Origin of the sequence: Yersinia pekkanenii, assembly GCF_001152565.1 — a bacterium.
Taxonomy (GTDB): Bacteria; Pseudomonadota; Gammaproteobacteria; order Enterobacterales; family Enterobacteriaceae; genus Yersinia; species Yersinia pekkanenii.
Genome location: NZ_CQAZ01000081.1, coordinates 1 through 7,544, shown reverse-complemented (window position 1 = coordinate 7,544; position 7,544 = coordinate 1). Strand labels below are relative to the sequence as shown.

The following is a 7,544-nucleotide window of genomic DNA, read 5'->3' as shown; positions in this document are numbered from 1 at the left end:
CACCGCCGATGAGTAGGAGAATAATCTCTTTATTTTCTACTGCGTAATACACTCGATAACCAGGCCCGTAATCAATTCTTAATTCCCAAACTCCATCTCGCTCAAATTTATGATCCCCGAAGTTTCCAGATTCTGCGCGGTCTATTCGGTTATCAATTTTTACAGCAGCGCGAGGGTCTTTTTTCCTAAGCTTCTTTATCCAGTCCGTATAAGGCACTTTGCCGTTTTCTTCCTGGTATCGCTTCGCCGTATATGGCATCAAACATCCCTCATTTCCCTTAACCAATAAAACTGTCCGATATAACGGACATAATTGCAAGCAATTTTATTATCACATATGACATTTAAGCACACCCTAATGTCATAGTTAAAATTATGGTCATTTCCCCATTGGATCATCACCTATCTGTCATGTACATTATGATCATCACCTAAAAGTCACTTATGGGCAAAAAATGTACATTCACGGCTATCTCCGCGCCTCGACGAAAGAACAAGACGCACTCCGAGCCAAAAACCGTATGAAAGCCTTTATTGAAGAGAAAGGTTTTCGGATGGCCAGCTGGTACACCGAAAATGTGTCCGGGGCGTCACTCCAGCGGCCAGAACTTTTACGGTTACTCGATGATGCCGCCCCGGGTGACATTATTCTTATCGAACAAGTTGACCGATTATCGAGACTGGATGAAGCAGGGTGGCAAAAACTAAAATACCTTATCCAAGAAAAAAGGCTTGTTGTTGTCAGTCTGGATCTACCCACAAGTCATCAGGCACTGACTCTGAATGCACCTGATGAGTTTACTCTGGCCATGCTGACAGCCATCAATGGCATGATGCTGGATATGTTAGCGGCTATTGCGCGGAAAGATTACAGTGACCGACGCCGGCGTCAGGAAGAGGGGATAACCAAAGCCAAAGCGGCGGGGAAATTTAAGGGACGACAGGCAGATCGCATTCTGCATGAGAAAATAATAGAGCTGCGCATCAAAAATGGCCAAAGTATCAGGGATACAGCAAGGCTCACTGGTGTATCTGAAAGAACAGTTATACGGATAGTGAACAAAGCCAAAGTGACTGTTGAAAGTAGCGAAATTAAATCGGTGATCGGACATTTTTAAAAACGGGTATTTTTGGGGAGTTTCCGGTGGGGGAGGGGTAAAGCCAATAACACGGGGACTCTGCGGGACGTGACGCCCCCGAAACACCCCGCGCCCCTGCCTCAGACGAAAGGTAACCCGCTGAGGCATAGCCTATTATAACAGGGGTGGCAGCGATAAACAGGCGAAGAGTCCGAGTTTGGCAGTCTACGGGTAAAGCCAAGGCCAGTACGTAGCCCGCCCCGCAAAACTCCTCTTCCAAATTGATGATGGCTGGGGCCAGTTACTCGCAAAACACGGTAACGTCGTCCCAGAATGGACCAAACTCGTCATCGAACGGATGCTTGCTTGCGGTACCGGGGCAATGGGCGTTCGCCGATATTGTTGTGCTTCCGCCCACTGTTCTCACACCAAATACTTCTGCCAAAGTTGCAAAAGCAAAGGGTGCAGCGCCTGTGGCATGAAGGCCACCGAGCAATGGATTGCTGAGCAACAGCATGTTCTCCCTGACTGTGAATGGCAGCACATTACCTTCACCATGCCCGATAAACTCTGGCCTGCCTTTGCCAACAACTGGCCCTTGCTCAATAAACTTTTCGCCTGTACCGCTAATACTCTGCTCAAATGGGCCAAAAAACTTGGTATCGAAATAGGCCTGTTTGTGGCTCTGTATACCTACGGTCGCCAGCTTAATCAGCATCCCCACATTCATCTGTCCGTCACCCGCGGGGGACTGTGTCTCAAACACGGTGTCTGGCGACCGGTTTACTTCAAAAAGAAAATCGTTGAGCGTTACTGGCGTCAGGCCGTCATCGCCCTGTTGCGGGAAAGCTATGCAGAGCTGGACTTACCCGCTGCCAGCTATGAGCACGTTCGGGATTATCGCGAGTGGTGCCAGTTTCTTGAGGTGCAGTTCCAGCGGCCCTGGAAAATCCACTTTGCCAAAAAGACAAAGCACGCCCGGCAAAACGTCAACTACCTGGGCCGTTATCTGAAACGGCCGCCCATTGCCGCCTCAAAGTTGCGCCATTACAACGGCGGAGCCGTTGTTCATCATTACTATGACCACCGGACTCAGTGGTACCGCACACAACGACTTAGCCAGGAAGATATGCTGTGGCGCTATATCAGTCATATCCCGTCACGGCATTTTAAAATGGTGAGATATTACGGTTTTCTGGCTAACCGCAAACGGGGGAAGTTATTGCCGAGGGTTTATACCGCTCTGGGGATTGAAATGAAGGAAAAACCGCAGAAGCCGGGCTTTGCGTCGCTGATGAAACAATTTACGAATGTGGATCCGTATCAGTGCGTGTTGTGTGGTAGTCGGATGGTTTTTAACAGTGCGGAGGCCGGTATCAAGGCAGAAGAGTTGTTGGCTATACGTCGGCTGGAGTTCAAAACAGAGCGATGGTTGCGACAGGCAGCATAGGGAAGATCTGCCTGAAATTTGGATCGGGCATCAAAGCGGTATTTATTTTAATCAATCGTCAACCTTACGCTGCCTGACCTGATGAAAATCATGGCCCTGTCACCCTATTTTGCCTCTAAACTAAGGGACAAAAATGGATCCAACTTCCTAACCATGAACATCGGAAAAATCAGGGGTTCAGGCGTAAAACCCCACGTTGTTCCGGTAACTATCATCTTGAGTCCAACCCGGAACAGACACGAAAAATCGCCAGTGGCGGTAGCCATTGGTAACTGATTAGAGGAGGAGAGTCTTGAAGTTATGCGCCGGTTAAGGCTAAACTGAAAGGACAGATTTGGTGACTGCGCTCCTCCAAGCCAGTTACCTCGGTTCAAAGAGTTGCTGCTCTGAGAACCTTCGAAAAACCGCCTTGCTGGGCGGTTTTTTCGTTTACAGAGCTAAGAGATTACGATTCTCCCTGAATGATCTCAAGAAGATCCGTTTAAAAAAGCGGGTTTTATGGGTGAATGACGTTCGTCTTGCCCAGTCACATATTAGATTTATTTGGATTGCTACTAGGTTTCGTAAACCATGCAAGAATGCCTGTAACTAACAAAATAGGCCCTGCAATGTACGTTACATAGACTCCAACATACGACACTGTGAAACATATGAGTGCGTATATAGCCAGTGTTGTCCAAAAAATGACTGCAGTTTTACAGTGAATCCACTCTTTCATTTTTCAATAAACCCCACACCGTCTGGAGATCTTATTATCGTTTTACCAGGATTAGCTTTCGCCCAAACCAAAGCATCTTGAAAAGAAGAGAATTCTTTTTTTGAATTTTTAGTTTTTTGACGCTCTTCTCGAAGATATTCGCTGTTGTACCCATCAATTATCCCATCGAAATCAGCACCAGCTCCGAAGGTACGCTCAAAATCCCCCATTTCCCGCCCCATTAAATTTATTAAAAAAAACAGATTTAAAATATCCAACAGACTCTCTTATTTACCATAACACCCGTTGTCGGCACCGCTGAAACCGGGTTGGTGGCGTTTCCGGTGCCTGGCGGGAGAAAGTGGCGACAGACATCACGAAAAACACCGGAAACGCACCCGATAAATTTTACCCCATTGCATGACTATGCAGCCAGGTGAGTGCGTGCCGGTTCTGTTCGTAATACTGACGATAAGCCCTGTTTTCCCCACTTTAGCCCAGCGTCGGGCCATGGTACGTTTTCTGACGCGGTGAACGTTCCAGCTCCAGCGTTTTCTGATGCTGAAGCTCCCGCTCATGCTGTTGCCGCTGTTCGAGGACATTCAGCCTTTCGACAACCGGTGCAGCTGCTCGCTTAAACTCTGCACCTGTCTGCTCAAGCTGCTGACCTGCTCGCTCAGTCTCGCGTTCTCCCGTTGTGTAATGGAAAACATCTTCTGCAAATCCACGGAGACGCTCGCCCACTCGTCCAGCCTTTGCGAGTAATCCTGCTGTAACTGCTCTAACGCGCTCAGCAACTGTTTTTCCAGCTCTGTCATCCTGTTCTACTCCTGTACCAGTTTCACGGCTTTCCGCTTCCCGTTGTCCACCGTCCAGCTCGTTTCTGCCCTCACGCCTTTCGGCAATACCAGAAACTGCCCATTGCTGTCGTTCTGGAAACTCACACCAAACGTTTTCGCGTTCAGCTTCTCCAGCGCGTCCTTCTGCTCCCGGATGCTTATGTAATTGTCGAGTATCTGCTGCCCCTGCCACCACATTATGCCCCCGCTCGAGGCGATCAGCAGAACGGACACCAGGACGATGGTCAGCCACGTCCTGCTGACCATCCGTAACATCCCTTTTGTACTCTGCGCGAAGGCTGAGGCCAGCAGCCGGTCGTGGTCGCTGATAGCGCCGTTGATTCTCTTCGCGCTTTCGGTCAGCTCCTGATTTACATACGCTTCGTGCTCGCTGAATGCGGCTTTCAGCATCTCGCCGGTATTCTGCTGCTGCGCTTTCGATTTCTGCTCTAAGTCCTTCGCCAGCGTTAAAAGACTGCTCATAAATGGCTCCCTTCAGTCGGATATTTCGCCCCCCGTCCGGGTCGGCAATGCTGATACTGTTTTTTGTGGTGCGAACCACCTTAAAACCTGATGCTTCCAGCGCCTCAGTGACGTCCTGACGCGTTTTAAGCTCCCCGGATGAGGCAAGGGCAAGCAGACCACGAGTGATCGTCTCTGATGCTTCCAGCTTCGTTTGTGGCAGGGCTGACGGGGTGACCAGCGCCCGCCGGTTTTCCGGTGCGTTCGGGTCGTGAAGCCCCAGCCTGCCGTTAACCACGGTCTGCCAGGCATCGATGCGCGGACGGTCGGCGCGGTCGTAGTAAGGCTGGAGACGTTTCCCCGTCAGAAGTTCGGTATTGGGGGTTCTACGCCGGAATCCCAGAAAATTCCGTCACCAAAGCTAAAAGCTACCTGATTTGTATAACATGGAGAGCATAAAAAAGTATGGGGCAATCTATTTTTATGCGGCAATAGCGGACATAGGTTCGTCGCCCCATTCCCAGTTGAAATGCAACAAAGTGACCCACTGGCTAGACCCGGATAAAATCACCGTTCTGGCCCTACCGGAGATCCCTTGCCCGCCCCATTCCCAGTCGAAATGCAACAAAACGGTAGGGCATCAAAGCATTCTTAGATTGCATGCAGGAAATATCTGACACTTTCACGAGGAAAAGAATGATCGACTTAACCGCAGAGCAGCAACAGTTGGCGAAGATAGTTCATGATTATGCCTCCCGATTTCCACAGACAGAAGATGGAGATGCTCAGCTATTGCAGGGCTGCTATGACTATATGGAAGCCTTTAAGCGGGTGATGGACAGCGCATCAAAAGTTCAGATGGACTACATCTGCCAGCAATATCCTGGATATTTTCGCTTTGCAAAGTGGATGGAACGACTGGCTCAGGGTATTGCTGATGGAGTTATTGAGATACCGAAGGGTCACTAACAACATCATATATCAGAAATTTTCGGGATTCCGACACCCATTTGGGTGTGAAAAATGTACATAGCATACGGTTTGGCTTCGTGGGGTGAAGTCAAATGTCGTCAAATCGCAGCTTCGCTCCCACTGGGCCTTGTTGAAAAACCTGAAAGGGTAATCGTGGGTTCTGATAAACTTCAACCATCTGACCAAGCTGATCTGGATTTAAATTAATCATCCAAAAGGAATGTAAGTAAATGGAAGACACCCAATCATCAAATGACGTATTAGCTAAGTACTTTGATGCTTTCTTACAAAAAACCAGCGGAACTTTACGAGAAAGTGTGAGAGATATTGAAACTGGCGCGATGAGATCTTTAGCGTTGATGGCACCATCTATCACACTTGGGTATACCAATCCACAATATGCGTCTCTCATGTCAGCATATAGTGATATGATTCGCGCAGAAGATCTGCGGATGATTTACTCCCTTAAGTCTATAATAGTAAAACCTACTGTAATTTATGAAATGACCTTGACTATAGTGACCTTCTTGTTTGCAACAATGCCTGAGCGAACTAAAAAAGATTTTACAGAAAGGCGCTCTGAGCTTGAAAAAAAAATTACCGATACAATTGCAAAGCAAGCTGTAAAGGCAGCAGCAAAGATTGCTCTAATTGAAGTTATTTCAAGATTGATAGCTTTAGAGGTGTCAGGCTCGCCAGATGTTATTTTAATGTCAAGAAAATTAGTGGCGAGAATGTTAACTATGTTTCAAATATATAGTTACTTTGATAAAGCTGCCGTGGCAGCCAGGCAGTTAAGGCGTGAGAATAAAATCATTTATAATATGTTGTATTCACAACAAGTCGAAATGCTTTACTTCATCATTGAAAAAAAGATAGACCCCTTAATAAAAGTAAGCCTCTCCAATGACCATACAAACGCTGATGCATTAATGTATGCTTTAGCAAACATATTCTATAAGAGGTGAGTCTATGTTTAAATCTCTCGGCTCGGTTGCATTGGATATCTTAAGCTATATATTGGCGTTTATTTTCTCTGGTTTATCTATCCTAGTGGCTACACTCTTCCCTGAAAAGTTTGTCCTCTTCATTGCTGTTGTCGGGATTTTGTTTTCATTCTATATTAGCGATGTCTTGATAGACAAAGTAAGATGATTTTTATCGTTATTCAATTGCTTGCGTGAGTGCAAGCAATTGAATATGTAATATATATTCTAATAAACTCGATCATTCCAAATGCTATAACCAGATGTACCAGCTACTCTATGTTCCCATGTAATAGATTCATATTTCAAGGAAATTTGCTCATATGGCATTATCGCAGAACTATTAATTACATGTGGGTAAGTTGAACTCACATTCGCAATGGTTGCATTCGTTAGCTTAACCTCATAAAAAACTTCCATTACACCGGATTGATTAAGCCAGTAAACTTCAAAAATAGCGGTAAGCCTTTCATTATTGGATATTGCAACCCCGATTAATGGTGACGATTTATCTACAGGTTTTATGAATTCTATGGGATGGTGATTGCAATGTTGTTCACGTGACATACTATGGTTTAATGAAAGTACTTGGATTTCGTCCAAATGATTTTTCTGATACTTATTACCAATAGAATCGATACTGTTGCAACCAGCAGATATGACCCCTTGTTGCTCTCCGACTAAATTTAAAAAAATATTAAAACTCACAGTAATCTCCTTTTTGTGAATGCACTATCAATTCGATTACTATCCTATAGTGGTGTAATCTACATTGATGTCCCGTTATATCTGGCTATATCTCGGATATTGTTCCTGTTTTACAACTTCAGATACCGATTTTCTGCTAATGATTACATAAGTCTGTAGCTGACACACCGAATAAAAACAGGTCTACTGAGTATCAGGTCCCTTAGATGTACGCAGTGCATAGAAAGCGGCTCACTATTATCCCATATATTTCCAATACTCAACCGCTGAAGCCCGGGCCCCATTCCCAGTTGAAATGCAACAAAGTGACCTACTGGCTAGACCCGGATAAAATCACCGTTCTGGCCCTAC

7 protein-coding genes and 1 pseudogene are annotated in these 7,544 nt (G+C 46.1%); 4 read left to right on the top strand and 4 right to left on the bottom strand.

The genetic code is table 11. The annotated features are described in order from the left end of the window. Window positions 1-259, bottom strand: a 259-nt coding sequence (locus AEP37_RS21765; RefSeq protein ID WP_049615294.1) for a type II toxin-antitoxin system RelE/ParE family toxin, incomplete at its 3' end; no start/stop codon positions are given. A gap of 196 nt (window positions 260-455) precedes the next feature. Here AEP37_RS21765 and AEP37_RS21760 point away from each other — a divergent pair. Further along, window positions 456-1,118 carry a recombinase family protein gene (locus AEP37_RS21760; protein WP_049615293.1) on the top strand — a complete coding sequence of 221 codons (663 nt, stop codon included), beginning with the start codon at window positions 456-458 and terminating at the stop codon, window positions 1,116-1,118. A 241-nt stretch (window positions 1,119-1,359) separates the two neighbouring features. Then, window positions 1,360-2,529 carry an IS91 family transposase gene (locus AEP37_RS21755; RefSeq protein ID WP_072086387.1) on the top strand — a complete coding sequence of 390 codons (1,170 nt, stop codon included), beginning with the start codon at window positions 1,360-1,362 and terminating at the stop codon, window positions 2,527-2,529. Window positions 2,530-3,243: 714 nt separating this feature from the next. Here the strand turns inward: AEP37_RS21755 and AEP37_RS21750 are convergent. Together AEP37_RS21750 and mbeA are read right to left on the bottom strand one after the other, a co-directional pair. Continuing rightward, the gene (locus AEP37_RS21750) at window positions 3,244-3,504 is read right to left on the bottom strand and encodes a hypothetical protein (protein WP_156168716.1); all 261 of its coding nucleotides are present in this window, start codon (window positions 3,502-3,504) and stop codon (window positions 3,244-3,246) included. A 214-nt stretch (window positions 3,505-3,718) separates the two neighbouring features. After that, window positions 3,719-4,909 (bottom strand): annotated as a pseudogene (gene mbeA / locus AEP37_RS28095) (plasmid mobilization relaxase MbeA); the annotation flags it as partial. Between the two features lie 314 nt (window positions 4,910-5,223). On the opposite strand from mbeA, the gene AEP37_RS21735 reads away from it, so the two are divergent. After that, on the top strand, window positions 5,224-5,496 hold the full coding sequence (locus tag AEP37_RS21735) for a hypothetical protein (RefSeq protein ID WP_049615288.1): 273 nt from the start codon (window positions 5,224-5,226) through the stop codon (window positions 5,494-5,496). 233 nt (window positions 5,497-5,729) lie between these two features. After that, on the top strand, window positions 5,730-6,467 hold the full coding sequence (locus tag AEP37_RS21730; protein WP_049615287.1) for a hypothetical protein: 738 nt from the start codon (window positions 5,730-5,732) through the stop codon (window positions 6,465-6,467). A gap of 246 nt (window positions 6,468-6,713) precedes the next feature. On the opposite strand, the gene AEP37_RS21720 is transcribed toward AEP37_RS21730, so the two are convergent. After that, window positions 6,714-7,193, bottom strand: coding sequence for an Hcp family type VI secretion system effector (locus AEP37_RS21720; protein WP_025384497.1), 480 nt, complete (start codon window positions 7,191-7,193; stop codon window positions 6,714-6,716). Between the last annotated feature and the right edge of the window lie 351 nt (window positions 7,194-7,544).